General features: G+C 63.7%; 27 protein-coding genes, 1 tRNA gene and 1 riboswitch. Of the genes, 15 read left to right on the top strand and 13 right to left on the bottom strand.

The annotated features are described in order from the left end of the window. Positions 1–101: 101 nt before the first annotated feature. A tRNA-Leu gene (locus B0G82_RS12565) sits at positions 102–186 on the bottom strand. A gap of 183 nt (positions 187–369) precedes the next feature. On the opposite strand from B0G82_RS12565, the gene B0G82_RS12560 reads away from it, so the two are divergent. From B0G82_RS12560 to B0G82_RS12535, 6 genes are all read left to right on the top strand, one after another. Continuing rightward, complete coding sequence (locus B0G82_RS12560) at positions 370–1,440, top strand: LacI family DNA-binding transcriptional regulator (RefSeq protein WP_121307544.1); 1,071 nt, start codon at positions 370–372, stop codon at positions 1,438–1,440. Between the two features lie 152 nt (positions 1,441–1,592). Beyond that, positions 1,593–2,681 carry an ABC transporter substrate-binding protein gene (locus B0G82_RS12555; protein ID WP_116140047.1) on the top strand — a complete coding sequence of 363 codons (1,089 nt, stop codon included), beginning with the start codon at positions 1,593–1,595 and terminating at the stop codon, positions 2,679–2,681. After that, complete coding sequence (locus B0G82_RS12550) at positions 2,678–3,502, top strand: ABC transporter permease (protein WP_106279350.1); 825 nt, start codon at positions 2,678–2,680, stop codon at positions 3,500–3,502. Before B0G82_RS12555 ends, B0G82_RS12550 begins: the two co-directional genes overlap by 4 nt. 47 nt (positions 3,503–3,549) lie before the next feature. Further along, complete coding sequence (locus tag B0G82_RS12545) at positions 3,550–4,452, top strand: ABC transporter permease (protein WP_121308672.1); 903 nt, start codon at positions 3,550–3,552, stop codon at positions 4,450–4,452. Beyond that, entirely contained in the window at positions 4,449–5,495 is a 1,047-nt protein-coding gene (locus B0G82_RS12540) for an ABC transporter ATP-binding protein (RefSeq protein WP_121307543.1), read from the top strand. Before B0G82_RS12545 ends, B0G82_RS12540 begins: the two co-directional genes overlap by 4 nt. 46 nt (positions 5,496–5,541) lie before the next feature. Beyond that, complete coding sequence (locus B0G82_RS12535) at positions 5,542–6,369, top strand: phosphodiesterase (RefSeq protein WP_116140043.1); 828 nt, start codon at positions 5,542–5,544, stop codon at positions 6,367–6,369. 10 nt (positions 6,370–6,379) lie between these two features. Here the strand turns inward: B0G82_RS12535 and B0G82_RS12530 are convergent, their stop codons facing one another. Next, a complete protein-coding gene (locus B0G82_RS12530; protein WP_121307542.1) occupies positions 6,380–6,865 on the bottom strand; it encodes a DUF2569 domain-containing protein in 486 nt (161 codons plus the stop codon). 212 nt (positions 6,866–7,077) lie between these two features. On the opposite strand from B0G82_RS12530, the gene B0G82_RS12525 reads away from it, so the two are divergent. Continuing rightward, positions 7,078–8,277, top strand: coding sequence for an MFS transporter (locus B0G82_RS12525; protein ID WP_116140039.1), 1,200 nt, complete (start codon positions 7,078–7,080; stop codon positions 8,275–8,277). Positions 8,278–8,303: 26 nt separating this feature from the next. Here B0G82_RS12525 and B0G82_RS12520 read toward each other — a convergent pair whose 3' ends face one another. The 5 genes from B0G82_RS12520 to B0G82_RS12500 all read right to left on the bottom strand — a co-directional run bounded on the left by B0G82_RS12520 (position 8,304) and on the right by B0G82_RS12500 (position 10,783). Beyond that, a complete protein-coding gene (locus B0G82_RS12520) occupies positions 8,304–8,732 on the bottom strand; it encodes a response regulator (protein WP_116119588.1) in 429 nt (142 codons plus the stop codon). Positions 8,733–8,752: 20 nt separating this feature from the next. After that, complete coding sequence (locus B0G82_RS12515; RefSeq protein ID WP_012433643.1) at positions 8,753–9,385, bottom strand: response regulator transcription factor; 633 nt, start codon at positions 9,383–9,385, stop codon at positions 8,753–8,755. Positions 9,386–9,664: 279 nt separating this feature from the next. Continuing rightward, entirely contained in the window at positions 9,665–10,237 is a 573-nt protein-coding gene (locus tag B0G82_RS12510) for a ferritin-like domain-containing protein (RefSeq protein ID WP_106279342.1), read from the bottom strand. A gap of 101 nt (positions 10,238–10,338) precedes the next feature. Continuing rightward, complete coding sequence (locus B0G82_RS12505) at positions 10,339–10,500, bottom strand: DUF1328 family protein (RefSeq protein WP_006052455.1); 162 nt, start codon at positions 10,498–10,500, stop codon at positions 10,339–10,341. A gap of 106 nt (positions 10,501–10,606) precedes the next feature. Next, positions 10,607–10,783, bottom strand: a complete 177-nt coding sequence (locus tag B0G82_RS12500) for a DUF1328 domain-containing protein (RefSeq protein WP_106279750.1) — start codon at positions 10,781–10,783, stop codon at positions 10,607–10,609. Between the two features lie 243 nt (positions 10,784–11,026). Here B0G82_RS12500 and B0G82_RS12495 point away from each other — a divergent pair, with 243 nt between their 5' ends. Together B0G82_RS12495 and B0G82_RS12490 are read left to right on the top strand one after the other, a co-directional pair. Next, the gene (locus B0G82_RS12495) at positions 11,027–12,511 is read left to right on the top strand and encodes a sensor histidine kinase (protein WP_121307541.1); all 1,485 of its coding nucleotides are present in this window, start codon (positions 11,027–11,029) and stop codon (positions 12,509–12,511) included. Positions 12,512–12,744: 233 nt separating this feature from the next. Further along, a complete protein-coding gene (locus B0G82_RS12490; protein WP_012433647.1) occupies positions 12,745–12,879 on the top strand; it encodes an entericidin A/B family lipoprotein in 135 nt (44 codons plus the stop codon). Between the two features lie 261 nt (positions 12,880–13,140). Here the strand turns inward: B0G82_RS12490 and B0G82_RS12485 are convergent, their stop codons facing one another. After that, a complete protein-coding gene (locus B0G82_RS12485) occupies positions 13,141–13,935 on the bottom strand; it encodes a DUF4397 domain-containing protein (protein ID WP_106279336.1) in 795 nt (264 codons plus the stop codon). A gap of 340 nt (positions 13,936–14,275) precedes the next feature. Between B0G82_RS12485 and B0G82_RS12480 the strand changes: the two genes are divergently transcribed. Next, entirely contained in the window at positions 14,276–16,324 is a 2,049-nt protein-coding gene (locus B0G82_RS12480; RefSeq protein ID WP_121308671.1) for an NADPH-dependent 2,4-dienoyl-CoA reductase, read from the top strand. 33 nt (positions 16,325–16,357) lie between these two features. Here the strand turns inward: B0G82_RS12480 and B0G82_RS12475 are convergent, their stop codons facing one another. From B0G82_RS12475 to B0G82_RS12455, 5 genes are all read right to left on the bottom strand, one after another. Continuing rightward, positions 16,358–17,287 carry an EamA family transporter gene (locus B0G82_RS12475; protein WP_121307540.1) on the bottom strand — a complete coding sequence of 310 codons (930 nt, stop codon included), beginning with the start codon at positions 17,285–17,287 and terminating at the stop codon, positions 16,358–16,360. Positions 17,288–17,652: 365 nt separating this feature from the next. Beyond that, positions 17,653–17,892, bottom strand: coding sequence for a pentapeptide MXKDX repeat protein (locus tag B0G82_RS12470; protein ID WP_106279332.1), 240 nt, complete (start codon positions 17,890–17,892; stop codon positions 17,653–17,655). 117 nt (positions 17,893–18,009) lie between these two features. After that, positions 18,010–18,801 carry a molybdopterin-dependent oxidoreductase gene (locus tag B0G82_RS12465; RefSeq protein ID WP_106279330.1) on the bottom strand — a complete coding sequence of 264 codons (792 nt, stop codon included), beginning with the start codon at positions 18,799–18,801 and terminating at the stop codon, positions 18,010–18,012. A 40-nt stretch (positions 18,802–18,841) separates the two neighbouring features. Then, a complete protein-coding gene (locus tag B0G82_RS12460) occupies positions 18,842–19,483 on the bottom strand; it encodes a cytochrome b/b6 domain-containing protein (protein ID WP_116140031.1) in 642 nt (213 codons plus the stop codon). 30 nt (positions 19,484–19,513) lie between these two features. Continuing rightward, complete coding sequence (locus tag B0G82_RS12455; RefSeq protein ID WP_121307539.1) at positions 19,514–20,359, bottom strand: DUF1223 domain-containing protein; 846 nt, start codon at positions 20,357–20,359, stop codon at positions 19,514–19,516. A gap of 450 nt (positions 20,360–20,809) precedes the next feature. On the opposite strand from B0G82_RS12455, the gene B0G82_RS12450 reads away from it, so the two are divergent. The 5 genes from B0G82_RS12450 to B0G82_RS12430 all read left to right on the top strand — a co-directional run bounded on the left by B0G82_RS12450 (position 20,810) and on the right by B0G82_RS12430 (position 26,730). Then, positions 20,810–21,220, top strand: coding sequence for a GreA/GreB family elongation factor (locus tag B0G82_RS12450; protein ID WP_106279326.1), 411 nt, complete (start codon positions 20,810–20,812; stop codon positions 21,218–21,220). Between the two features lie 153 nt (positions 21,221–21,373). Then, positions 21,374–21,492, top strand: a riboswitch (TPP riboswitch). A 190-nt stretch (positions 21,493–21,682) separates the two neighbouring features. Next, positions 21,683–23,614, top strand: coding sequence for a phosphomethylpyrimidine synthase ThiC (gene thiC, locus B0G82_RS12445; RefSeq protein WP_012433656.1), 1,932 nt, complete (start codon positions 21,683–21,685; stop codon positions 23,612–23,614). Positions 23,615–23,870: 256 nt separating this feature from the next. Continuing rightward, on the top strand, positions 23,871–24,083 hold the full coding sequence (locus tag B0G82_RS12440) for a glycine zipper 2TM domain-containing protein (RefSeq protein ID WP_116140025.1): 213 nt from the start codon (positions 23,871–23,873) through the stop codon (positions 24,081–24,083). A 263-nt stretch (positions 24,084–24,346) separates the two neighbouring features. Continuing rightward, complete coding sequence (locus tag B0G82_RS12435; protein ID WP_121307538.1) at positions 24,347–24,829, top strand: hypothetical protein; 483 nt, start codon at positions 24,347–24,349, stop codon at positions 24,827–24,829. A gap of 302 nt (positions 24,830–25,131) precedes the next feature. Next, a complete protein-coding gene (locus B0G82_RS12430; protein ID WP_116140021.1) occupies positions 25,132–26,730 on the top strand; it encodes an L-lactate permease in 1,599 nt (532 codons plus the stop codon). Positions 26,731–26,990: the final 260 nt, after the last annotated feature.

Here is a 26,990-nt window from a genome sequence, read left to right as displayed (position 1 = left end):
CGCTGGTGTGCCGCGCGCGCGAGCGAATCCCTCGATACTTCCCGCAAACCCATGACTCAACGGGTTTTTCGATAGTTCTCAGGATGTCTTGGGATATGACTTGGTGCCGGGGATCGGACTCGAACCGACAAGCCGTGAGGCGGCGGATTTTAAGTCCGCTATGTTTACCAATTTCATCACCCCGGCGGGCGTCGAAACGCGTGTGGACGCGAATTCTACCATTGCCCGCCGGGCGTACCAAACCGCCCGCCGACGCTTCGCCCGTCTCAAGTTCCACACGCCGCAACCGCGAATCCCGGCGTCATCCTCAAGTCACAAACCTTCCCGATAATCCGCTCACGAAAACGTTTACATCCCGAGCGGAAACCCATGATCCCGACGATCAAAGATGTCGCTGCGCACGCCGGCTTCTCCATCGCCACCGTGTCGCGCGCGATCAACGCGCCGCACACCGTCAACCCGGTCACACTGGACAAGGTGCGCCGGTCCATCGACGCCCTGAACTTCCGCCCGAGCCCGCTCGGCCGGCAATTGCGCGGCGAACGCACGCGCCTGATCGGCGTGGTCCTGCCGACGCTCGCCAATCCCGTGTTCGCCGAGTGCCTGCAAGGCATCGACGAACTGGCGTCGGCGCAAGGCTACCGGCTCATGCTGATGACCACGCAGTACGACGCCGACCGCGAACGCCATGCCATCGAAACGCTGCGCGAACACCGCGTCGAAGGCCTGATCCTGACTGTCGCCGATGCCGACACGCACCCGCTGCTCGACGAACTCGACCGCGCGGGCCTGCTCTATGTGCTGATGCATAACGACACGGTGCGTCGTCCGTCGGTCTCGGTCGACAATCGTCTGGCCGCCTACGACGGCGTGCGCATGCTGATCGCGCACGGCCATCGCCGCATCCTCATGCTCGCCGGCACGCTGGCCGCCTCGGATCGTGCCCGTCAGCGGCATCTCGGCTACTCGCAGGCCATGCAGCAAGCCGGCCTCACGCCGGCGCCCGCGCTCGAAGTCGACTTCAACGCGGAAGAACTGGCGCCCTCGGTGCTCGCTCATCTGACGAGCGGCCCGAACCGCCCGAGCGCCCTCTTCTGCAGTAACGATCTGCTGGCGATGGTGGTCATGCGCGGCCTGCGCCGCGCGCGTCTGCAGATTCCGCACGACATGTCGATTCTCGGCTTCGACGGCCTCGCAATGGGCGAGCTGCTGTCGCCCGCGCTCGCCAGCATCTGCGCGCCGAATCGCGAAATCGGCTGCGCGGCCTGGCGGCGTTTGCTGGCGCGCGTCACCGGCACTCACAAAGCGTTGAGCGAAACCTCGCTCAGGCTGACCTTGCCGCACAGCTTGCGCCAGGGCGCCACGATCGCGGCGATTTCGAGCCGTGACGACGCAACGCCCGCGCGTACGCCCCTATCCGCCGAGCGGCCGATCGCCTGAAGCGCCAGGCAAAGCGCCATTGGCTAACACGCGTGAAATGCATCCACACGTGCCGGCATGAAAACGTTTAACCCGCTGTCCTGCAACACGACTTTGAGTCACCCACCCCAAAACCCGAACCACCCGCTCCCTTCTTCTCCAGGAGACCCGCAGTGATCCGCTCTGCCAGCCATTTCGCTTCGCCCATCAAACCGCTCAGACCGCTCTGGCGCCACCTCACGCGCCGCATAGCCGCCGCGCTGTCGGCCGGCACGGTGGTCGCCGCCGCGCTCGTCGCGCTCGCACCGCAAGCAGCGCACGCCGACGAAACCGCCATCTGCTACAACTGCCCGCCCGAATGGGCCGACTGGGCGAGTCAGATCAAGGCGATCCAGCAAAAGACCGGCATTCGCGTGCCGTTCGACAACAAGAACTCCGGCCAGTCGATCGCGCAACTCATGGCCGAGCAGAAGAGCCCGGTCGCCGACGTCGTGTATCTCGGCGTTTCGTCGGCCTTCCAGGCGAAGGACAAGGGCTTGATCCAGCCATACAAGCCCGCGCATTGGGACGACATTCCCGCCAATCAGAAAGACCCGCAAGGCTACTGGTTCTCGATTCACTCGGGCACGCTGGGCTTTTTCGTCAACAAGGACGCACTTGAAGGCAAGCCGGTGCCGCGCTCGTGGGCGGATCTGCTCAAGCCTGAGTACAAAGGCATGATCGGCTATCTCGATCCGTCGAGCGCATTCGTCGGCTATGCAGGCGCGGTGGCGGTGAACCAGGCGCTCGGTGGCACGCTCGATAACTTCGAACCGGGCCTCGACTGGTTTCGCAAGCTGAAGGCCAACGCGCCGATCGTGCCGAAGCAGACCGCTTACGCGCGCGTGATGTCCGGTGAAATTCCGATCCTGCTCGACTACGATTTCGACGCATACCGCGCGAAATACAAGGATCACGCGAACGTCGAATTCGTGATTCCGAAGGAAGGCACGATCTCGGTGCCGTACGTGATGAGCCTCGTCAAAGGCGCGCCGCACGAAGCAAACGGCAAGAAGGTGCTCGACTTCGTGCTCTCCGACGAAGGCCAGAAATTGTGGGCCGACGCCTACCTGCGTCCGGTGCGCCCGAACGCGATGAGCCCGGAAACCGCCGCCAAGTTCCTGCCGGCCAGCGACTATGCGCGCGCTAAACCTGTCGACTTCGGCAAGATGGCCGAAAAGCAGTCGAGCTTCGGCGAGCGTTATCTGCAGGTGATGCATTGAACGACATCACGTTTCCGCTGCGCTGGCGCATCGCGTTGCTCGCGCCGGCGCTGGCAGTGTTCATCGCCTTCTGGCTGCTGCCGATGGGCGCGCTCGCGCAGTTGAGCGGCGACGGCCACGCGTTCGCCACCTATCGCGCGATGCTGACGAATCCGCGCTACATGTCGAGCCTCGGCGCGACCGTGTTGCTGTCCGCAGCGGTTACGGCGGCGACGCTGGTGCTCTCGGTGATCGCGGGTCTGTTGCTGGCGCGGCGCGAGTTTCCTTTGAAACGCACGCTGCTCGCCTTGCTCACGTTTCCGCTGGCGTTTCCCGGCGTGGTGGTCGGCTTCATGGTCATCATGCTGGCGGGACGCCAGGGGCTGATCGGCGCGCTCTCGCTGAAACTCACGGGCGAGCGCTGGGTGTTCGCGTATTCGATGAGCGGGCTCTTTCTCGGCTATCTGTACTTCTCGATTCCGCGCGTGATCGTCACCGTCATGGCCTCGGCGACCAAGCTCGATGCATCGCTTGAAGAAGCCGCGCGTTCGCTCGGCGCGTCGCCGTGGCGCATCACGCGCGACATCGTGTTGCCCGCGCTCTCGCCTGGCCTGATCGCGGCGGGCGCCGTGTGCTTCGCCACCGCGATGGGCGCGTTCGGCACCGCGTTCACGCTCGCCACCGACATCGACGTGCTGCCGATGACCATCTACACCGAGTTCACCCTCAACGCGAACATGGTGACGGCCGCGGGACTTTCGATCGTGCTCGGCATCGTGACGTGGGCCGTGCTGGCGCTGGCGCGCAGCGTGAGCGGCTCGGCCGTGGCGGCAAGCGCATGAACGGCGTTTCCGAACCGGGCGCTTCCAAAGCGGAGAATCGTACTTCAATGAGTTCAATCACTACCTCTCTACAACCACCCGCCAAACCGCGTTCACGCGTGCGCTGGCCGGACGCAAGAACGTGGCTGGCAACCGGCCAATGGCTTGTCACGCTGCTGCTGTGCGCGTTCCTGATCGTGCCGGTCGTCATGTCGATCATGGCGGGCCTGACGGTCAACTACTTCAAGGGCGTGTCGAGCGGACTCACGCTGCGCTGGCTCGGCGAAGTGTGGACGCAGTATCACAGTTCGGTGTTTCTCTCGCTCGAAGTGGCGGCGGCTACCTTGCTCATCACGCTGCTGACCGGTGTGCCTGCGGGCTATGTGCTCGCGCGCAGCAAGACGCGGCTCTCGCGCATCATCGAAGAGTTTCTGGTGCTGCCGATCGCGCTGCCCGGTCTCGCGTCCGCGCTCGCGCTGCTGGTGGTCTACGGCGGCTTCACGATGTTCCGCATGAGCGTGGCGTTCATCGTGGTCGGGCACGTGGTGTTCACGCTGCCCTTCATGGTGCGCGCGGTCGCGGCAGTCTGCGCGAGCAGCGATCTGCGCACGCTCGAGGAAGGCGCGGCGAGTCTCGGCGCGAGCTTCTTTCAGCGCTTCGTGACGATCGTGCTGCCGAACGCGCGGCCCGGCATCGTGGCCGGCGCACTGGCGGTGCTGACGCTGTCGATCGGCGAATTCAACCTCACCTGGATGCTGCACACGCCCGATACCAAGACGTTGCCGGTGGGTCTCGCCGACACTTACGCGTCGTTGCGCATCGAGATCGGCAGCGCCTACACGATTCTCTTTTTCATCATGACGATGCCTCTGCTCGTCGCGATGCAATGGCTCGGCGTCGATGCGACCGGCCAGCGCAGCGCGGCGAAAAAACGCATTGCGGCACCTCCTTCGAAGTCCATCAAGCCATGAAACTCGCTTCCGTTCCCATCACGCTGACGCAATGCGCGAAAACGTTTCGCGGCACACGTGTGCTCGAACCGCTCGACCTGCATATCGACGCCGGCGAAACGCTCGTGCTGCTCGGCCCGTCCGGCTGCGGCAAAACCACGACGCTGCGCATGATCGCGGGTCTGGAGACACCGGACGCCGGCGGCCGCATCGCGTTCGGCGACGACGACGTCACCGCACTGCCGATCGAAAAGCGCCAGGTCGGCATGGTGTTCCAGAGCTACGCGCTGTTTCCGAATCTGACGGTGCGCGGCAACATCAGCTACGGTTTGAAGATCAAGCGCGTGCCCGCTGAGACGGCACGGCAACGCGTCGACGAATTGCTCGGCATGATGCGTCTCACGGCTCACGCCGATAAGCCGATCGATCAGCTTTCCGGCGGCCAGCGTCAGCGGGTGGCGCTCGCTCGCGCGCTCGCCGTGCAGCCGCGCGTGCTGCTGCTCGACGAACCGTTGACCGCCCTCGACGCCCGTCTGCGCGACACCTTGCGCAGCGAAATGAATACGCTGCTGCGCGAGTTGGGCATCACGACCGTCTACGTCACGCACGATCAGGCCGAAGCGATGGAACTGGGCGACCGCATCGTCGTGATGAGCGCAGGACGCATCGAACAGATCGGCTCGCCGCGCGAGATCTACTACCGTCCGGCCAACCGGACGGTTGCGCAGTTCGTCGGCACGATCAACCGGCTTGCGGGTGAGCGGCGCGACGGCATGCTGAGTACCACCGGCGGCGCCGTGCCGCTGCCCGTGGGCTCCGTGCATGCGAACTCGGCGCACGAGATTTTCTTCCGGCCGGAAGACGCTTACCTGGCCGATCCGGCTCACGCGCAATTGCGTGGACATATTGAAAGCACCGCCTTTCTCGGGGAACGTACGCGCCTGACGATCGGCGGCGCCGCGCCGGACGCGTTGCTGATCGACGTAGCCGGCCGCGTGGAATTGGCGCGCGGCACGCCGGTCGGCATTTCCATCGCGCAGGACGCGCTGATTGCGCTATCGTAATGAAGCCGCGCTGTTTTCATAGCGCGCTATAAAAAGGACATCCCCCATGCTGCTGGCTCAAATTAGCGACTTGCATATCAAACGGCCCGGCGCGCTCGCTTATCGGCGCGTCGACACCGGCGCCTATCTCGCACGCTGCGTCGCCGCCCTCAATGCGCTCGAGCCGCGTCCCGACGCGGTGATCATGACCGGCGACCTCGTCGATCAGGGTGATCCGGAACAGTACGAATACCTGAAGACGCTGCTCGCGCCGCTTGAGATTCCCTACTTCATGCTGGTCGGCAATCACGACGAACGTGCTGCCTTGCGCGCCGCGTTTCCCGATCGCAAGGAATTGCAAAACGGTGGCGAATTCGTGCAATACGCCGTCGATGTCGGTCCATTGCGGATCATCGCGCTCGATTCGATGGTGCCGGGACAAAGCGCCGGCCATCTATGCGATGCGCGGCTCGCATGGCTCGCCACGCAACTCGATGCGGCCCAGGGCAAGCCGACGGTGGTCGCGTTGCATCATCCGCCGTTTGTGTGCGGCATCGGTCATATGGACGAACTGCGGCTCGATCCCGCTGCGGCGGGCAAACTCGCGGCGTTGATCGCGCGTTATCCGAACGTGGAGCGGGTGATCTGCGGGCATGTGCACCGGCCCATGTTCGCGCGATTCGGCGGCACGATCGCCTCCGCGGTGCCGGCGCCCGCGCATCAGGTCGCGCTTGATCTGCGCGAGGATGCGCCGTCCGCGTTCATGATGGAACCGCCCGCGTATGCGCTGCATCACTACGATCCGGCGACCGGCATCGTCACGCATCACGCGTATGTGGAAAAAGCCGACGGCCCGTATCCTTTCTATGAGCCCGAAGGCGATCTGATCGACTGACGCGTGCGGGTCAGGCGTCGACGAAAGTCTCACGAACGCGCCGGGACAGCCTGAAATACGGAATCCCGAGCGCGGCCGCCACGACAGCCTGAATGAAGCCGTCGTACGGAATGGCGATGTCGATGCCGATCGCGTGCGTCATGTTATCGCCGAGCAGATACGCGATGGTGCGCAGCACGACGATCCCCAGCAGCCACGCCTGAACGTGCGTGGTAAAACGCGGCGACTTGCGCCATGCGAGCAGCCCCAGCCAGCCCGTCCCCGCGACGATGAACATGCCCGTGAGCACGTCGCAGCCCACCATCACGATCACGGCGCGATACCAGCCGTGTGTTTCGGGCCGCGCGAACACGGCCAGCACTTCCCATTCGAGCATCAGCTTGAGCGGATCGCGCATCGCGATCGCGGTGTAGAGCGCCCACGCCGCCAGGCAAATCAAGGCGACGAGCAGCGAGCCGCCGATGCGTCGAGGTTCGTGTTTCGTGATCGAGGTCATGGAGTCGTTCTTGTAAAGCGTCGGTCGGTTAAGGCGCGCCGATTTTACGAACGTAAGCCGAAACTCCGTCTCATTTTGTCGGCAAGGCGTCGTGACGCCGCTGCGCGAGCGGGCCGCTCCGCCTCGCCGCCGTCAGCACGATCCGCCATGCTCCGGTATGATCGGCACGCTTGAGGACCGTGCATGGGCCGGTCCGTCGACTGTGCCCTCTCATGTCCACTTCCAACGCGTCCACTCCCGCTTCCGCCGACCGGTCGTTGCGCGGCCTGCTGTTTCTGCTCGCCACCATCGCCGGTGTCTCGGTTGCGAACATCTATTACAACCAGCCGCTGCTCGACGACTTCCGCCAGTCGTTTCCGCGCAGCGCGTCGTGGGTCGGCGCGGTGCCGGCCGTCACGCAACTCGGCTACGCGGCCGGCATGCTGCTGCTTGCGCCGCTCGGCGACCGTTTCGACCGGCGCCGTCTGATCCTCTTGCAGATCGCCGCCATTTGCGTCGCGCTGGTCGTGGCCGCCGCGGCGCCGACGCTGACCGTGCTGATCGTCGCGAGTCTCGCGATCGGCGTGCTCGCCACCATCGCGCAGCAAGCGGTGCCGTTCGCGGCGGAAATCGCACCGCCGTCCGAACGCGGCCACGCGGTCGGCACGGTGATGAGCGGTTTGCTGCTGGGGATTCTGCTGGCGCGAACGGCGTCGGGCGTAATCGCTGAATATTTCGGCTGGCGCGCGGTATTCGGCGCGTCCGTGGTCGCGCTGCTGGTGCTGGCGGTAGTCATCATGATGCGTCTGCCGAAGAGTCAGCCGACTTCCACGCTGCCCTACGGCAAGCTGCTGGTGTCGATGTGGCATCTGATCGTCGAGCATCGTGAATTGCGTGAAGCCTCGCTCACCGGCGCGGCGCTGTTCGCGGCATTCAGTATCTTCTGGTCGGTGCTGGCCTTGCTGCTGGCCGGCGCGCCGTTTCATCTCGGGCCGCAGGCGGCCGGGCTATTCGGTATTGTCGGCGCGGCAGGCGCGATGGCCGCGCCGCTCGCCGGCAAGTTTTCCGATCGACGCGGGCCGCGCGCGATCATCACCCTGTCTATCGTGCTGGTGGCGATTTCGTTCGTCGTATTCGGCGTATCGGCGAAGAGCATCGCGGGATTGGTGGTCGGCGTGATCATTCTCGATATCGGCGTGCAGGCCGCGCAGATTTCCAATCAGTCGCGCATCTACGCGCTCAAGCCGGACGCGCGCAGCCGCGTCAATACGGTGTACATGGTGGCGTATTTCATCGGCGGAGCACTCGGCTCCGGTGTCGGCGCGGTGGTGTGGCCGGCGTTCGGGTGGATCGGTGTGAGCGTGGCCGGGATCGTGTTCGCGGGGCTGGCGGCGTGGAATCATCTGGCGCTTCCCGCACGCGCGGCGAGCTAGTCCGCTATCTGCGCGGCGCGGAGCGCTTACTTGCTGCTTCGCGCATACGCATATTCATGCAGCGCGTCGATCACGCGATCGAATTCGAACGACTTGTCGTAAAAGTGCCGCACGCCATATTGCTCGCAGCGCTCCCGGTAGGCAGGCAACGCGTGATTGGTCAGCACCGCGGCGAACACTCTGTCGATCAATCCCTCCCGCTGCAAATAAGCGAGCACGGGCACGCCCGAGCCCTGCTTCAACTGCAGGTCGACGATCACCGCGTCGAAGGACTCGTCGCTCAGGAGCGCAATGGCCTGATCCGCGGAATCCGCGTACGCCGCGACCTTGAGCAATCCGGACGCGTCGATCGTTTCAACGAGGCTTCTGCGAATCAGCGGCGAATCCTCGATCAGCAACACACGCAATGGCGCGTGGCGGGCTGGGTCGACAACAGGGTTCGATTCGCTGTTCATCGGAATATCTCGATCGTGCATTATTCGATCAAGCCGTTCTTGATCGCGTAATAAGTCAGATCGGCATTGTTCGCCAACCGCATTTTCTCCAGCACGCGAGCCCGGTAAGTGCTCACGGTCTTTACGGACAGATGCAATTCCTCCGCGATGTCGGTGGGAATTTGCCCCGCCGCGAGCTTGCAGAAAATCTGGAATTCGCGCTCGGAGAGCGCTTCGTGCGGCCGCCCTGCCGCTGGTTTGTCGAGGTTGTCGGCGAGCGTGTCGGCGACCGCCTCGGATAGGTAACGATGCCCGCGCGCCACCGCGCGAATCGCCCGCACAATTTCCTCCGGCTCGCAGTCCTTGTTCAGATAACCGTTCGCGCCCGCGCGCAGCAGATTGATTGCGTACTGGCTCTCCGGGTAGCCCGACAGAATCAGCACGCCTTGTTCAGGGCGCACCTGCTTGATGACACGCAAGGTATCGATGCCATTCTTGTCCGGCATGGCGATGTCGAGCAGCACGACGTCGAAGGCCTGTTCGCGCACGAGGCTGATGGTCTGGTCGCCGGTGGCCGCTTCGGCCGCGACGCACATATCCGGCTCGTCGGCGACGAACTGTTTGAAGCCACCTCGGACGATCGCATGGTCGTCAGCTATCAGCACTCGAATCATCGGTTTGGGTGTCCGTGCAATGAAATCGCTCCAAAGCAGACATTGTAATGATCTCCGGCATGGCTTCCGCCGGATGGGGAAAACCGGCGGCGCATGCCGGCGCGCGCAACCTTGCGGCCCACCTGCGCCGTCAGCGCTGTCCGCCGCGCTGCCTGAACTGGCTGAGCGGGCCAAGATGTACAGCGCTGCCGCTCGCCGCCGTGCTACGTTTCCCTCATGCGCTGTTCGCGTCTACGTTCCACGTTTTGCGCGCCGCCGCGCGCAGTCGCGCGCTCCCGATTACTCGCGGCCTTCGAGCAAGTCCGCCATGTCGTCGGCATGCTCCTCTTCGACAGCGAGAATCTCTTCGAACATACGGCGCGTCGTCACGTCCTTATCGCCGAGATAACGAATGATCTCGCGGTACGTGTCGATCGCAATGCGCTCCGCGATCAGGTTCTCCTTGATCATGTCCGTGAGGTTTTCGCCTTCCTTGTATTCCGAATGCGAGCGCGTCTTCAGACCGTCCGGCGCGAAATCCGGCTCGCCGCCCAGTTGCACGATCCGTTCGGCGATGCTGTCGGCGTGTTGCTGTTCCTCGGCCGCGTGCTCAGCGAACTCTGCGGCGACGGCTTCCGAATTGATGCCCTTGGCCATGAAATGATGCCGCTTGTAGCGCAGCACGCAGACGATTTCGGTGGCCAGTGCGTCGTTACACAGCTTCAGCACCGTCTCGCGGTCCGCGCCATACGATTGCGTGACCGGACCATCCGACATGTGCTTGCGTGCGTCTTCGCGGATTTTTTGAAGGTCCATCACGAACGGATCGCTGGATTGAGTCGGCGCGCCCTGAGCGGTAGATGACTTCGACATTGAATTTCTCCTTTATCCGGTATGAGTGGGAACTGCGCATCACGCACGAAACGCGCCTGATGCGCCGTCACAAGGAACGATGGCCACGACGGGCCACCCGTCTATGTTCGGAACACGCCGAGCAGCAGCGTGACCACGAATACGACGAGGAAAATGTAGAACAGAATCTTGGCGATTTCGGCCGCGCCCGCCGCAATGCCGGTAAAACCGAACACGGCGGCGATGATCGCAATCACGAAAAAGACGATGGCATAGTGAAGCATGACGATTCTCCTTCTTGCTGTAACTGCGCGGCATAGGCGCACAATATTGACCGGCGGACCGGTCTCCCGTCTTCAGAAACGGCTCGCAACTTACCTGCGAGCAGCGCTAATCGACGATCTTTTTCGTCACCACGAAGCCCAGCACGAGGAACACCACGCACAGAATCACAAACACGATGAACAGGAACTTCGCGATTGCCGCCGCGCCTGCCGCGACACCGGTAAAGCCCAGAACACCTGCGATCACCGCGATGACGGCGAAGAACAACGCCCATTTCAGCATGATGGCTTCCTCCCAAAACATTGATTGAACGATCAGGACCATCCTATCCATCAGCCACGCGCGGCGCATTCCGACGCACGCCGGTTTTCGTGTGAGAATCCGCTTACATTGGATTACGGCGGCGTTACGGCGGGCATGTCCGCCTCGCCGGTCCGGCTTGCAGCGCCGCAACGGCCGCGTGGTGGCGGCACCGTCGCCGAACGCGGCGGACGTTAAACTGATGCTCCATCAGAGGAGCCCAATGTGCCAAATGTGCAGAACGTGCCGGACGCGGATAAAGCCGGTTCCACAGCGCCTGGGGCCGCCGCCCGGCTGAGCCACTGGATGCACAGCCGCAGTTGGGCGATCGCCATGACGGTGGCGATCGTCATTACCGTGGGCGGCCTCGTGATACTCGAGACCGCGCGCCAGCGCATTGCCGCCGAATACGAAACCGCGCTCGAAGCGCGCGACGTCACCGTGCAACTGAGCATGCTGGCGAGCCAGCTGTCGCGCCTGAGCGCCCTGCAAAGCGATTTTCTTCTGACGAAGCAGGACGCCGCCGCGCACGAGTTCTGCGCGACCGCGGTGCGCATCCGCCAGAGCGAACAGACGTTGAACCGTTTCTACCGTGGCGGCAAAGCGGACAGCGCCGAGCTCGCCAGCTTCACGCAGATACTTGCGCTGATCGAAGCGCGGATCGGCGCGGGCGCGTCCGCGCTGCAACGCGCAGCGCCCCATCCGCTCGATCTGTCCGCTTGCGGCGGCGCGAGCGAGGCCAACCCGGCCGACGCGTCGCTGGTGGACAGCACGCTCTCGCTGCTGCGCGACAACGAGGAACGCCGCGCCCAGCACGCGCTCGCCGCGAGCCGCGGCGATCAGCGCATCTCCACGCTGTGCGCGGCGGGTCTCTCGGCGCTTAACATCGTGCTGTTCATTCTGCTGTTTCGCAATCTCGGCATTCAGATCGATCGCCAGGCACGCGTGCAGCGTCAATTGATCACACAACAGGAGAGTCTCGATCAACTCGTCAACGAACGCACCCGGCAGCTCGAGGCGCTCGGCTGGCACTTGCAGGCGGTCAGTGAAAACGAGAAGACCCAGCTCGCGCGCGAATTGCACGACGAACTCGGCGCGATTCTGACCGCCAGCAAAATGGATGTGGCGTGGGCCAACCGCAAGCTGAAGGACAGCGAGCCGGACATCGCCGAGAAACTCAAGCGGGCGCTCGCCAATCTCGACCAGGGCATCGCGCTGAAGCGCCGCATCATCGAAGATATGCGGCCTACGGTGCTGGCGAACTTTGGGCTCGTCACCGCCTTGCGCACGCTCGCCGACGAAGCCGCGCAGCGCAACAGCTGGACGCTCGACCTGCATCTGCCCGCCGACGACATCAAGCTCGACGAGCAAACGGAGATCGCGCTGTTCCGCGTCGCGCAGGAGTCGCTGACCAACGCGGCCAAGTACGCGCGAGCTTCGAAGGTATCGATCGCCTTGCAGGTCGGCGACGGCCAGGTGGCGCTGCATATCGCCGATAACGGCGTCGGCATCATGCCGGCCGATCTGAAGCGCACGCACACCCACGGGCTGCTAGGCATGCGCCAGCGCGTCGCCGCGCATGGCGGGCGCTTCGATATCCGGCGCGGCGTGCCGAACGGCACCGACATCCATGTGGAGATGCCGAGCGTCAGCACCGCGACGCCATCGGTCGATCTGCCGCCGGCGACTCCTTCGCGAACCTCCGTCTAGCAGGGCAAGCGCCGCGCCGCGGCGGACTTGTAGGAGTGCGCCGACGCAAACACCGGCGCACGCCTACACGAAAATCGCAGCGCAGCCGACAGCGCCGCCCCCGCCCTTTTTTTACCATGCAATCAGACCGGATCGACTGGCGTAAGCCCCGGTCGGACGACAGCTAGCTCAGCTGGCGCGTGCCGTACAACATGGGCACGTCAACCAATGCATTCTCGACAAGGAGAACTTTCATGAATCGACTGATCGCTTTGCTTCTCATTGCAGGGACAGCTGCGCTCGCCGGTTGCAACACGATGGCGGGGGCCGGGCAGGATATTTCGAAGGGTGGCAATGCCATCACGAACTCGGCCGAACAGGCCAAGTAAGCAGCGCATAACGAAGCAGACGCCGGGCGCTTGATAGCGCCTGGCTTGCGCAGTTCAGGCAGAACCCGCCGCGGGAAATCGTGGCGGGTTTTTTTTGCGCCCGCTTTAATCGTCATCGCGGACTTTTGTCGAAGCGGCTGGTGTTGCAGATGTTGGTCCGGGCTGCAAACAAAACGGCGATCCACTCAAGTGGATCGCCGCTCCGTCCTCCCCAGGACTTATCGTTTATTGCATGTGCTCAGCCTGCGCTTTCATCAGCGCTTATTGGCCATTGAGCGTGTTCGTCAACTCGACGCTCGGTGTCTGCGTGTTGCCGTTCTGCGCAACCAGCAGATGGATCTGGCCCGGCACGAGCTGGCTCAGCGCACCGGCGATCGGCACCGACGTGACCAGCCAGTCGGCATTGTTCGACAGCGTGAAGGCCGGCGACTGGAAGATCGGCGTCTTGCTGCCGGCCGTGGTCGCGATCAGCACGTAGGTGCCGCCCGACACATAGATCGAATCCTGACCGCTCGCCGGCACTGCATTCTTGAAGGCCACGCCGGCCATCGTCGGCGAGACGTTGGTGATGTCGGTCGAGGTGGACTGGACCAGGTACAGGTCGAGGTTCGTCGCGTTCGCCGACGCGTTGAAGCCGCGCAAACGCGCGCTATTCGACAGCAGGCCCTTGTCGAACGGATCGTCGATCAGGCCGATAGCCGGCGCGGCCAGACCCGGCAAGGCGAGCACGGTGTATTGGTGGCCCTTGGCGACATCCGGAAAGCTGCCGCTCGCGAGCGCGGTCGTCGTGCCGGTCGCGGAGTAAGCGACCGTGGTTGCGCCCGTGTTGATATTGGTGAAGTTCGTCACACCCTTATAGCTGATATTGGTCTGTCCCGAGGGCGCGGTGCCGTTGACGAGAAAGTCGACCGCCGGGCCGCTGGGAATGGCATGAATGAAATGGATCTCCGGATTGGTCAGCCCGAGTTCCTTGCCCACGTCGTCGGAGCCGCCACCGCATGCGCTCAGAACGGATGCAACGGCAGCCATCGCCACCATGGTTCGGATCAGTTTCATTATGTTCACCTGTATCGATTTGTCGGGCTCACGGCCCATTGATTTTGTGGACTTCCGCTTCGCACAACACGCCGTCTGACGCTGGTTCGTTGGTCATACGAACAGTCAGGCCAGCTCTGCGAAACGGAATGCCCCTCCTATCCCTTCTGCCATCGCACGGCTCGTGTCGACGGACGCCCGCTTCGAGCAATGCGCGTGCCGCGGCCTCTAATCTGTCCGCGGGCGACTGAAGAATGTCTTACGGAGCAACGAGTTACGAGGATTAGAAAGTTTCCTCGGAGGGATGGCACGCCGCGCGGTGTATTGTTCGTGCGCGCCCAATACTTACACGGTCCTCCGCATGTCTTACCAACACTTACTCGCCGAACTCGACCTCGGCTTCACCCGCCTGCGTAACCGCGTGGTGATGGGTTCGATGCACACCGGCATGGAGGACCGCTTCTGGAATTATCCGAAGCTCGCGGCGTATTTCCGCGAGCGCGCGAAGGGCGGCGTCGGCCTGATCGTCACGGGCGGGATCTCGCCGAATCGAGAGGGTTGGCTGCTGCCGTTCGGCGGCACGCTGAATTCCGTGCTCGATCTGCGCAATCATCGGAAGTTGACCGAGGCCGTGCATGCCGAAGGCGGCAAGATCGCGCTGCAGATCCTGCATGCGGGCCGCTATGGCTATCAACCGTTCGTGGTCTCCGCGTCGGCCATCAAATCGCCGATCTCGAAGTTCAAGCCGCGCGCGCTCAGCATCGCCGGCATTGCGAAAACCGTGCGCGACTACGCGCGCTGCGCGCGCCTCGCCCAACGCGCGGGCTATGACGGCGTCGAGATCATGGGCAGCGAGGGCTATCTCCTCAACCAGTTCCTGTGCCCGCGCACCAATCACCGCGCCGACGCGTACGGCGGCAGCATCGAGAACCGCATGCGGCTCGCGCGCGAGATCGTCGAACGGGTGCGCGCGGTGTGCGGCGAACGCTTTATCGTCGTGTACCGGATCTCGCTGATCGATCTGGTGGAAGGCGGCAATACGTGGGACGAAACCGTGCAGGTCGCCAAGGCGCTCGAAGCGGCCGGCGTGACGATGTTCAATACCGGCATCGGCTGGCATGAAGCACGGGTGCCGACCATCGTGACCTCGGTGCCGCGCGCGGCCTTCGCCGAGCTGAGCGCGCGATTGAAGGCGGCCGTCACGGTGCCGGTGATCGTGTCGAACCGCATCAATACGCCCGAGGTCGCCGAAGCACTGCTCGCGCAAGGCGCCGGCGATCTGGTTTCCATGGCGCGGCCGCTGTTGGCCGATCCCGAGTTCGTCGTGAAGACCGCCGAGGGACGCGCGCAGGAAATCAACACCTGTATCGCCTGCAATCAGGCCTGTCTCGATCACACGTTCAGGAACCAGCGCGCCACCTGCCTCGTCAATCCACGCGCGGGACGCGAGACCGAACTGGTCTACCGGCCGGTCGCCGGAGCGCGGGCCGCGCGTTCCATCGCAGTGGTCGGCGCGGGTCCGGCGGGATTGTCGGCGGCGACCGTAGCCGCCGCGCGCGGGCATCGCGTGACGCTGTTCGATGCCAGCGCAACGATCGGCGGCCAGTTCAATCTGGCCATGCGCGTGCCAGGCAAGGAAGAGTTCAGCGAGACGATCCGCTATTTTCAGAGCCAGTTGCAGCGCCACCGCGTCGACGTGCGGCTCGACACGCGCGTCGATCCCGCGCTGCTCGCCGCCGGCGCTTACGACGATGTGATCGTTGCCACCGGCATCGTGCCGCGGCGGCCGGCGATTGCCGGCATCGACGGGCCGAACGTGCAGTCTTATGTCGATGTGCTGCGCGGTGCGCCGGTCGGTCAGCGCGTCGCCGTGATCGGCGCGGGCGGCATCGGCTTCGACGTCAGCGAGTTTCTGCTGCATCGCGCGGGCGAGCCGCTGCCCGTGCCGCGCGATGCGTGGCTCGACGAATGGGGTGTCGATCTGGCCGTGCGGGAACGCGGCGGCCTGAAACCGCCCGCGTCGGCAGAGCCGCCGCGGCAGATCTGGCTGTTGCAGCGCAAGGCCGGCAAGCTCGGCATGGGACTCGGCAAGACCTCCGGCTGGGTGCATCGCGCGACGCTGGCGAGAAACGGCGTGAAGATGCTCGACGGTGTGTCGTATCGGGAAATCAGCGCGCGTGGTTTGAAGATCGCGCGTGAGGGCGTCGAGGAGTGGCTGGAGGTGGACACGATCGTCGTGTGCGCGGGGCAGGAGTCGCTGCGCGATCTGCTTCCGCAGACGGCGGCGGACGCAAAGGCGGACAGCGCCAACGGCCCGCGCTACCACGTGATCGGCGGTGCGAAGGTGGCAACCGAACTGGATGCGAAACGCGCGATTCGCGAAGGCGCGGAAGTGGCGGCGGCGTTGTGAAACAAGCGGGTCGTCGCCCGCTTCAAGCTGGACTCAGGCGAGTCCCTTCTTCCGGTAATCGAACCAGAACGACAGCCCGACGCTCGCCAGAATCACGATAGTCGCGACCACCGTGGAATGAGTGACCGGTTCGCCGAGCAGCAGCGCGCCGAGCGCGACGGCCACCACCGGATTCACATACATGCAACTGCTGGCGATGATCGGACTGGTGTGCCGGATCAGAAAACCGTAGGCGACGTAAGCGGCCATCGTTCCGATCAGCATCAGGTAGATAAACGCCAGCACCGGCAGAACATGCACCTCGAGCATCCGCTCGCCCGAGACCCACGCGACCAGCGTCGACATCGCGCCGCCCAGGCCGATCTGCAGCGACGTCGAGAGAAACAGGTCCGAGGGCAGCTTCAAACGGCCGGCCAGATGCGCGCCGCCCGCCCAGAAAAGCGCGCCGCACAGAATCGCCAAGCTGCCGCCCGCCGAGCCTGGCGCGCTGTCGCCGTGACTAAGAATCGCAATGCCGACCAGACCGAGGCCCACCGCGAACCACTCGCCGCAGCCGATCTTGCGCCCCGCCACCGCCGCGATCACCGTCGCGAACAGCGGCACGGTCGCGACCATGACGGCTGCGGTACCGGTGCCGACGGTGCGCATCCCGTAGGCGAGCATGCCGCTCGACAAACCGACCAGCATGGTGCCGACGAGCCCGGCATTGCGGATTTCGGCGGCGCCCGGCCAGACCGGGTTGCGGCGCGCGGCGAATATGAACAGCCCTACCCCGGCGAACAGGTTGCGCAGTCCGGAGAGCAGCAGCGGCGGAAACGAACCCAGCGCGACGTGCACGGCGAGATACGTCGAGCCCCACACGAGATAGACGACGGCGAGCGCGAGCGCGATCTGCCCGTTGCGCGATTGCGGCAAACGGATCGGGAACCCACGCGGAAAACGATTCAGGAATTGCAGCGACATGCGTTCAGCCCGCCCATGCCGCTCGAGATGCAGCGCCCCCGCTAAAGACCCGGAGGCGGGATGGCGGACACCGCATCGGCGATGCGGTCTGACGGGCGAGGCTGGCGGACATGTCGGTGGAACGGAAGGACGATAGATGGCCAATGGGGCCACAACGCCACGGCGATCGGGAGAGATCGAGCCACGGCGAACACGCGCCAAACGTTTGGCGCGCATCGCATTATGCAGTAAGCGCCCACCGCGTCGCTTGAAAGAATCGTAACTTGTTGGCGTACTTGCAACAGAAAGCCGGGGACATGCCCCGGCTTTCTGTCGTGCGGGCCGCCGGCGCGTTCGCGCTATGCGAGCCGCATAGTCAGGACGGCTCAGTTGGCCATGGCGCCCGACGCTTCGTGCTTCATCGCGCCGCCCTTTTTCATCTTGTCATGTTTCATCGTGTCCTTCTTCATGCCGTCCTTCGACATGCTGTCCTTGGACATGGCGTCTTTCGACATGGTGTCCTTCGACATCGCGTCGTTGGACATGGCGCCGCTTGCCTGGGCGAACGCGGCGCCGCCGCTGGTGAGGAGAGCGACGGCCAGTGCTGCGAGTGCGAACTTTTTCATGGGATGACTCCTTGGTTATGGACAAATCAAATCCGGCCAGAGCACCAGCCGGTGTATTTCCGAAGCTTCTGCCGTCCGGGGTCGCGCCGCCGCCTCAGCGGCGCCGACCCGCGCGCGTCAGGAGCCTCCGAACCAGTTGTAGCCCTGGTCGACCCAATAGCCGCCGGGATACGTGTTGGTGACGAACATCTCGACGATGTGCTTCGGGTTCTTGTAGCCGAGCTTGGTCGGCATGCGCAGTTTCATCGGGAAGCCGTATTTCGCGGGCAGGCGCTCGCCGTCGTACGAGAACGTGAGCAGCGTTTGCGGATGCAGCGCGGTCGGCATGTCGATGCTTTCGTAGTAGTCGTCCGCGCATCTGAAGCCGACGTACTTCGCGCTCGTGTCCGCGCCGATGCGCCGCAGAAAGTCGCTGAACGGCGTGCCGCCCCAGCGGCCGATCGCGCTCCACCCTTCCACGCAGATATGCCGCGTGATCTGCTCGGCATGCGGCAGCGCGTACAGTTCGGGCAAGGACCAGACGCGCTGACCGGTGACGAGCCCGCTGATCTGCAGCTTGTAGTCGGCGCCGTTCACCTCGGGCACGTCGTCGATGCCGTAGAACGCGTTGAACGGAAACGGCCGCGTGATCTGCGCTTCGGTGTAGGTCGGCGCGAGTTGCTTCGGATCGAACAGCGCGGCTTGCGCCCGGTCGTTCAGGCGCGAGACGGCGGTGAGAAATTTGTTGACCGAGTCGTCGTCGGTGAGCGAGCAGCCGGTCAGCATCGACAGGCCGCCGAGCGTCAGAAGGCGTTTGCCGAACAGACGCCGCGACGGCATCGCGAGTTCGCGGCGGGCGTCGATCAGAATCGATTCGCGATCGAGCTTCTGGCCGGCAGAACGAGTGGAGTTTCGAGCGGGTGTGTTCATGATTCGGTATCCGTAACGTTCGCTTTAGCGGATGAACGGCTCAGCGTCCGCGCAACATGGCGAGCAGCGAGCGCGGCACGAGCGCCACCATCGCGAGATGCACGGCGATGAACGCGGCCATCAGCGACATCGCGCAGAAGTGGACGATGCGCGCGTTGTCGTAGCCGCCCATCAGTTCGCGCAGAAGCGGAAACTGCACCGACTTCCAGATCGCGAGGCCCGAGAGCACCAGCACGATCAGATCGCAGACCACGAACAGGTACGCGAATTTCTGCACCGCGTTATAGACGCGCAAGTCAGCGTGCGAGAGCTTGCCGGTCAGCGCGGCGACGAAGTCGTGCAGCACGGCGCGCGGCGACACCGGCAGGAACTTGCGCACGAAGCGCCCGCTCGCGAGGTTCAATGCGAGATACAGCAGGCCGTTGAAAACCAGCAGCCACATCGCCGCGAAATGCCATTGCAGCGCGCCGCCGAGCCAGCCGCCGAGCGTGATGGCGGGCGGAAAATGGAACGCCGGGAAGATCGGCGAGGCGTCGTAGATGCGCCAGCCCGACAACATCATCACGATGGCGGCGAGCGCATTGAGCCAATGCGTGAGACGCACCCACAGCGGATGGATCGCACCGCTTTTTTGCGGCTCGGTGGACGGCACAGTGTCGCGAAGTGCATGATGGGTTGCCATGAAACTCTCCTCTGAGCGCGGACGCGGCGATCAATGGCACGCGGCCAGTTCGGCCACTTGCAGAACATCGCCGGTCGCCTCGTTTTCGACGAAGGCGACCACGCCGAAGCGGTCGGCGGGCGCGTTGACGTTGGCATCCGCGGTTGCGTCCTGGATGCGGATATCGCGGCGAATCTGTGCGTTGCCCGCGACGAGCGGCACCGGGCCGATCCATTGCCGCACAACGCGTTCGTGATGCAAGGTGACGCCGCTGTTTTCGCCGGCGCCGACTTGCGAGCTGAGCGAGTTCTCATAGACAGCGAGGTAGGCGTCCAGCTGGCCCGCTGTGTCCGCCGACTTGCTGGTGAATTGCGCCGTGACGTTGAACGCACCCGGCGTCTGCTGTTGCTTGAGTTCGAGCGCGACGTTCGCTTGCGCCGGCTCGCCGACGACTTTGCCGATGCTGCTCTCGAAACTGTCGCGTCGCGACCAGCTACGCAGTTCGCGTCCCGAGACGAAAATCTCCGGCGTGTAGATGGTGTGACCGCCGCCGAGATCGGTGAGCGCCTGCTGACGTTCGGTGAAACGATGTTGCGAGAAGCGGTCAGTCCAGCCGAGACTATTCCAATAGTCCACGTGCAGCGCCAACGGCACGATGCTTTGCGTCGCGCCGCTGTTTTTCCATTGGCTCAGCCAGTTGTCGGCGGGCGGGCAGCTATTGCAGCCTTCGCTGCTGTACAGCTCGACCAGCGCCACGCGATGCGCCGGGCTATGCGCGCTGCAGACGGCGCTGGCCGCGTCCGCGAGGCCGCTGGCCAGCAGCGTGGTCAGCGCGATAGCGAGCGCGACGCTTCGAGTGAAACGCCGATGGTCTCGGCGGAGTCCGGCGGTTTGCATGACATGCTCCAATCAGGATCTGCACGTTTGTCGGACCACACGGCGGGTTATGACAGCGCGTTTGCAATTTTTCCCAGCTTTTTTCCTGAAGCGCGAACACGTCCGGCGATGCACGACTCGCGTGCTAACATTGCCCTTTCGATCGCGCGCATTCAGTAAGACGAATGGCGGCGCCCTCTTCACTCTCTTTCGCTGCCTGCCGACTACCTCGATGCGCTTTCCGACTTCCCGTGCCTTCTTCCGTTTGCGCCCCCGCCGCGCAACCGGCTGCGCGCGCGCGGAACTCATGCCGCGCCACGCCGGCGAGCCGTCCCGAACGCTCCCGCTCCACGCCGCCCGGCGCTCGATCTAACGCTGCCCGCTCCATTGCCTGAGCCGCGTTGTCGGGCTCCGGGCCGATCTCATCCGCACGCTGTTCCCTCAAATGCAGATCGAATTGGAGTACCCGTCGTGAAAAAGACGAAAACCTGTTACCTCACCGAACTCGACGTCGCCCGTCTCGAGAAACACGCCGCCAGGCCAGGCGCGGACGCGCGTTTGCAAGACATGCTCGACGACGTGCTGGAACGCGCGGTGATTGTCGATTCGCGCGAGATACCTGCCAACGTCGTCACGATGAACTCACAAGCCACGCTGGTCGACGAAACCAGCGGCGAGCAGATGACCTGGACCGTGGTCTATCCGCCCAATGCGGACTTCGCGCACGGCCGCCTGAACGTGTTCTCGCCCGCCGGCATTGCCTTGCTCGGCGCCAAACGCGGCGAGCGCATCCGCTTCACGCCGCCAAGCGGTACTGAGAAAGTGCTGAAGCTGGAAAAGATCCTGTTTCAGCCAGAAGCCGCCGACGATTTCACGCTGTAAGCAACGCCCCGCGCGCCACGCGAAACTTTTTGCCGCGGCATCTGCGGCCGCCCCGTCGATCCGCAACAAGCGCGTAGCGGCCCGCTGTTATTTCCATCATCCGACTTTTCAAGATGGGTTGCCAAGCAGCGGGCGCCCGGTGTATCGTGTGCGCTGCTAACGCGGGGGTCCTGCGTCGCACGGAGGTTGGAGGTCCGTGCCGCGTGGGTGAGAAATACCCTTTGAACCTGATCTGGATAATGCCAGCGCAGGGAAGCGTACGGATTTCGCAGCCAAGCTTTATTGGCTCATCTCTCGCGAATTCCGACTACTTCCGTCTCGTCTCCTGCTTAGCCGCCCCACTCAACGCCATGCTCTGCATGGGACCAGAGTAAGGCGCTAAAGCGCCAACTCTGGTCGACTGCTCTGCATGGGACCGGAGTAAGCGCTAAAGCGCCAACTCCGGTCGACACAGGAGATACGATGAACGCCAATCCGAAGTTCCTTTCCGCCGACGCTCACGTCGACGAAGCCGCTGTCGCGCCGTTGCCGAATTCCCGCAAGGTCTACGTGACCGGCTCGCGTGCCGACATCCGCGTGCCGATGCGCGAAATCTCGCAGGCCGACACCCCCGACAGCTTCGGTGGCGAAAAGAATCCGCCGGTCTATGTCTACGACACGTCGGGCCCTTACTCCGATCCGGAAGCCAAGATCGACATCCGCGCGGGTCTGCCCGCACTGCGCCAGGCCTGGATCGAAGAACGCGGCGACACCGAAGCGCTGACGGGTCTGTCGAGCGACTTCAGCCGCGAGCGCGCCGCCGACACGGCCACCGCCGATCTGCGCTTCAAGGGCCTGCATCGCACGCCGCGCCGCGCGATCGCCGGCAAAAACGTCTCGCAGATGCATTACGCCCGCAAAGGCATCATCACGCCGGAAATGGAATACATCGCGATTCGCGAGAACCAGCGCCGCGCCGAGTATCTGGAGAGCCTCAAGACAAGCGGGCCGAACGGTGAAAAGCTCGCGGCGATGATGGGCCGCCAGCATCCGGGCCAGGCGTTCGGCGCCAGCGCGTTCGGCCCGAACGGTCTCACGGCGATCACGCCGGAATTCGTGCGCGAAGAAGTCGCACGCGGCCGCGCGATCATCCCGAATAACATCAATCACCCGGAAAGCGAGCCGATGATCATCGGCCGCAACTTCCTCGTGAAGGTGAATGCGAACATCGGCAACTCGGCGGTGACGTCCTCCATCGGCGAGGAAGTCGACAAGATGACGTGGGCGATCCGCTGGGGCGGCGACACGGTGATGGATCTCTCCACCGGCAAGCATATCCATGAAACGCGCGAGTGGATCATCCGCAATTCGCCGGTGCCGATCGGCACGGTGCCGATTTACCAGGCACTGGAAAAGGTCAACGGCAAGGCCGAAGACCTGACGTGGGAAATCTTCCGCGACACGCTGATCGAACAGGCCGAGCAAGGCGTCGATTACTTCACGATTCACGCGGGCGTGCGTCTGCAATACGTGCCGCTGACGGCCAAGCGTATGACGGGCATCGTCTCGCGCGGCGGCTCCATCATGGCGAAGTGGTGCCTCGCGCATCACAAGGAAAGCTTCCTGTACGAGCATTTCGAAGACATCTGCGAAATCATGAAGGCGTATGACGTGGCCTTCTCGCTCGGCGACGGTCTGCGTCCCGGCTCGATCTACGATGCCAACGACGAAGCGCAACTCGGCGAACTGAAGACGCTCGGCGAACTCACGCAGATCGCGTGGAAGCACGACGTGCAGACCATGATCGAAGGCCCCGGCCACGTGCCGATGCAGTTGATCAAGGAAAACATGGACCTGCAACTCGAATGGTGTGACGAAGCACCGTTCTACACGCTGGGACCGTTGACGACCGACATCGCGCCGGGTTACGACCACATCACGTCGGGCATCGGCGCCGCGATGATCGGCTGGTTCGGCACGGCGATGCTCTGCTACGTCACGCCGAAGGAACACCTCGGGCTGCCGAACAAGGACGACGTCAAGACCGGCATCATCACCTACAAGCTCGCCGCGCACGCCGCCGATCTGGCGAAGGGCCATCCGGGCGCGCAGGTGCGTGATAACGCGCTCTCGAAAGCGCGTTTCGAGTTCCGCTGGGAAGACCAGTTCAACCTCGGTCTCGATCCGGACAAGGCGCGCGAATTCCACGACGAAACACTGCCGAAGGATTCGGCGAAAGTCGCGCATTTCTGCTCGATGTGCGGGCCGCACTTCTGCTCGATGAAGATCACGCAGGACGTACGCGAATTCGCCGCGCAACAAGGCGTCACCGACGACGAAGCGCTGAAGAAAGGCATGGAAGTGAAGTCGATCGAGTTCATGAAGAAAGGCGCCGAGATTTATCAGCGGCAGTAAGGTTCGGTTCGCGGGGCGGGCGTCGTTATTACGCCACCCGACCCGCCAAACCTCTGCATTGCAGCAACGAAGCCCGCCAATGGCGGGCTTTTTCGTTTGCGCCGCCCGGGCACGCCGCGTGCTAGACGGAGGGAAACACTTGATTACGAAACCGTCGTTTCGCTGACAAGCGCACACATCCGGATACAGGATGCGGCGATACCATCAAACGCATGGGCGGTGTGTACTGCCGACCGTAACCACTGGAGTCAACATCATGAAATCGATACGTCAAATCGGTATGTTTGCGGCCATCGCGGCCGTCCTGATGAGCCTTTCCGCATGCGACGGCATGAGCCGTCAGGGGCGCGACACCGCCATTGGCGCGGGTCTGGGTGGCGCGGCGGGTGCAGCGATCGGCGGCAATGCGCTGTCGACGCTCGGCGGCGCGGCGGCAGGCGGCGTGATCGGGCATGAGGTTGGTAAGTAACGGAGAATCATGCGCATGACATGCGTCGCAAGTCGTCGCGTGTCATGCGAGCGTGGGCCGAACAATGGTTCGCCCACGCTGACCTGCAAGCGGTTCCGCGTCTCAACAGCCATCGCGAGTACGCAGTTCAACCGTTCCGTTCGACCCGCCGCAACGAGGTGAAATAAGCCGTTACGGTTTTGCAATCCTGTTGGTGCCCAGGCGGCGTAAGCTCATGACGTCACGCCCCTGATGGCGGCGTTCGATTCAACCAGGAGCGCGTCATGAAGTCCCGCCTCATCAACACGGCGTGCGCGGTAGGCCAGCGGTGGCCGCTGCGCTTTTCCCCGTCTTTCCCACGCCTTTCGCAAACAGGCATCGCGCTTGGTGGCGCGGTCTGTTTAATGACGCTGTCTGGCTGCTATTACCCGTACGGCTACTATCCGGCGTATTCACCGTATTACGCGACGGTCCCCGCAGCGGGAACGCAACAGGCAGTCCCGGTCGGGCAAGACACCTATTCGGCAGATCAGCAGCAGCAACAACAAGCGCAGACAGGCCAACCAGCCCCGCCGCCGACGTACGCGGTCGCCGCCCCGCCAGTGTATGTCGCCCCCGCTCCCGTTTACTATCCGCCGCCGGTCTACCCGGCCTACTACGGCTATCCGGGCTGGTATGGGCCGTCGGTGTCGATCGGCGTCGGCTTTGGTGGTTACTGGGGCGGTCACGGTGGTGGCGGATGGGGCGGTCACGGCCATTGGCACTAATACCCGCCAGCACGTTTTGACCGGAGCGGTCTATCGACGCGCCCGCACAACGTCGCGCGCCATGTGCCGCGTCGACCAGTCCCGCAAGCCGCGCTCCCAGCGCCCATTCGCTGCGCCCGTAGTTTCCCTTCTTGACGCGGCCGGACTGGGTTCTATGCTTGGTAAGCCACATGCAGTAGCCGTTTAAAAAAAGCGATCCCGGCCACTCCCGCGAGTCGGCGACGCCCATCCGTCATGCCATGGCGACGCGCTCCGGAGTGCGTGGTGCCGCGTCGAGTCCTAACAACAATGAAGGAGACGTGATGTTTCACCAACTACTCACTCCTGTCGGCAATTCGCTATTGCCATCGTTCCTCGTCGCGGCGCTGCCCATTATCGTCGTGCTGCTTCTGCTTGGCTGGGCCCGGCGGCCGGCTTGGCAGGCGTCGCTCGCGGGGTTGATCGTCGGCCTGATCGTGGCGATTCTGGTCTGGCAGTTTCCCGTGGGACTCGCGGTCGATTCGGTCGTCGCCGGCGTGGTGTTCGCTTGCTGGCCGGTCATGTGGATCGTGTTCGCGGCGATTCTGCTTTACAACATCTCACAACGCTCGGGCCGCTTCGCGGCCTTTCGCATGTGGATGATCGACAACCTGCCGAACGACCGGCGCGTGGTGCTGGTCGTGATCGGGTTTTCGTTCGGCGCGCTGCTCGAAGGTATTTCGGGCTTCGGCACGCCCGTCGCCATCACCAGTTCGCTGCTGATTCTGCTCGGCTTCCCCACGCTCGAAGCGCTCACCTTCACGCTGATCTTCAATACCGCGCCAGTCGCGTTCGGCGCGCTCGGCGTGCCGATCACCGTGCTCGGTGCGGTCACGCATTTGCCGGCCGATACGCTCGCCAAGATGGTCGGCCGCCAGTTGCCGTTCTTCGCCTTCCTGCTGCCCTTCTATGTGATCGGCGTCTATGCCGGCTTTCGCAACATGCTGCGGGTGTGGCCCGTGCTGCTGGTGTCGGGCGCGAGTTTCGCGCTGACGCAGTTCGTCGCGTCGAACTATGTGAACTACAGCTTGACCGACGTGTTGTCGTCGATGGTCTCGCTTATCGTCACGATCGCCTTCCTGCGCGTCTGGAAGCCCGCGGCGGATCCGAAGTTCGCGGTCAACATCGACCGCGTGGGCGAAGTGCGCGGCAAGATCGGCGGCGGCCAGGGCTGGTATCCGTGGATCATCGTCTCGGTGGTGGTGATCATCTGGACCGTGGCGAAGATATTCCTGATCGGCGACGTCAAGGTGCCATGGCCGGGACTCGACAAGGCCGTCTTCATCACGCTGTACAACACGCCGTACAGCGCGGTGTGGGACTTCCAGCCGCTCGCCACCGGCACGGCGATTCTGGTCGCCGCGCTCATTACGGCGGCCGTGGTCAAACTGAGCCCGCGCGAATTCGGCGCGGCGATCGCCGACACGTGGGTGCAGACGCGCATCGCCATCCTCACGGTGGCGACCATCGTCGGGCTCGCGTATCTGATGAACTATTCGGGGCTGACGTACACGCTCGGCCTCGGCGCGTCGTCGGTCGGACCGTTCTTTCCGCTGGTGTCGGCATTCCTCGGCTGGGTCGCGGTGTTCCTGTCGGGCAGCGACACGTCGGGCAATGCGCTGTTCGGCAACCTGCAGGTGGTCGCGGCCAATCAGCTGAATCTCAACCCGATCCTGATGGCGGCTACGAACTCGTCCGGCGGCGTGATGGGCAAGATGATTTCGCCGCAGAACATTTCGACCGGGGTGGCGACCACAGAACTCAAAGGCAAGGAAGGCGTGGTCTTCGCCAAAACCTTCAAGCACTCGATTCTGTTGACGGTGCTGCTCGGCGTGCTGGTGTGGCTGCAGCAGAATGTCCTGCAGTGGATGATTCCGCATTGAGGCGGGTCGGTTGTGCGGGCTAAAACGCCTGCACAACCCGTTGGCTCGACACGCGCGATGCGCTCCGAGTGGCGGGCAGCGGGCGCGTGGACGCCGGCGTGCGCCGCTTTAGCCTGAACAGGCTGGAGCAAGGTTGCCGGCTCTCCGCCGCTGCCGCAAAATAATTCACGTTGCGCGCGCAGGCCTTTTCTTCCACCTTGTCATTTCAGCCCCACTCCAACGTCCTGATCGCAATATTTCTCACATCAGCGTGAGAATTG

It is taken from the genome of Paraburkholderia sp. BL17N1 (assembly GCF_003634175.1).
Taxonomy (GTDB): Bacteria; Pseudomonadota; Gammaproteobacteria; order Burkholderiales; family Burkholderiaceae; genus Paraburkholderia.
The sequence above is the reverse complement of the archived record's forward strand: the minus strand, read 5'-3'. Positions and strand labels throughout refer to the sequence as shown.